1 protein-coding gene is annotated in these 1,267 nt (G+C 42.6%); it reads right to left on the bottom strand.

What is annotated here, in order from left to right:
* Positions 1-1,267 (bottom strand): DUF5801 repeats-in-toxin domain-containing protein (locus tag ACNPNW_RS06330; RefSeq protein WP_448766759.1); only part of this gene is annotated, 1,267 nt, incomplete at both ends.

The following is a 1,267-nucleotide window of genomic DNA, read 5'->3' as shown; positions in this document are numbered from 1 at the left end:
TTGATCAGTATCGTCGGTTACAACTGGTGTTTTTAAGCCTAAACTTACCGCTGTATCTTCTGGGGTTTCAACCTCTTCATCCACAACAGTTAATATAGGAGCATCTGCGACTGGATTTACATATACAGTCACATTGGTTGTTGTGGTTTGCCCAGTGTCATCAGTAACTAGTACTTTAAATGTATCGGGACTGGTGGTTAGGCTGCCATCATAGTTACTATAATTATCATCAGGTTTATAGGTCACCTGACCATTTTGATCTACAGTCACGGTACCATGCGCAACATTAAAACTCTTAGATCCATCGGGATTCGGCGTACCATTAATCTCAGTACCATTTGCATCCTGAATTGTAATGTTATCTAGTTGCACATCGGCTGACGTTGTGAATGCATAACTATGATCTTCATCCATCGTAATCGTAATCGCGCTTTTCGGTTCATCATCAATCACTTGAACAACGAAACTACCAGATGCCGTATCGCCATCACCATCTTTGGCAATAAAGTCAAAATTCAGATTCAATGGTGTAGTATGACTTGGATGGTTTAATGAACCCAATAGTTCAAAGGTATATTTGCCTGTAGTCGTATTCAAAGTGACTTTGAACACATCACTGCCGCCGCCGCCACGCGTGGCTGTCAGTACGTTACCTGTCTCATTAATACTAAAGCTTATACCGCTATTACCTGTACTATCTAGCACTGCCTTTAAAGCAGTTTGATTTGCAGCAAAGCTTAAACCACCGCCATTACCTGAACCGTCCTGACCATAACTCACACTCAAATTGCCTTCTGCGGTGAGTAACGATGTGTTTGGTTCACTTCCTGTCGCTAGACGTTTTTCATCTACAGAAGTTACTGCTGGCGCAGAACCAATTGATGGCCCATCATCCTTAAAGATAAAACGATCACCTACCGCAACAGGATCACTGGTGACCGCATCACCATCACCATCTGTAGCAGTTGCAGTTAGGGTAATTAAACCTGCATTGCTGATAGAAAGACTTTCATCATAAGAAGAACCGCCCACTGGATGTTTAAGTGCTTCTGATTGAGTTAAGGTAACAGCACCCGTGGTCGGATCAATGGAGATACGAAATACCACATCGCCTGATGGACTACCCGCACGTCCTTCAATCTGATTATCTACTTTATACAGCAAGACATTTTGGCCACTGGTGGTATCTAATCCGCTATCCACACCATTGGAACTAATGTTAAGTGTATAAATCAACGCATTACTTGTAGCTTGACCATCTGCACCA

This window comes from Acinetobacter endophylla (assembly GCF_053543775.1).
The sequence above is the reverse complement of the archived record's forward strand: the minus strand, read 5'-3'. Positions and strand labels throughout refer to the sequence as shown.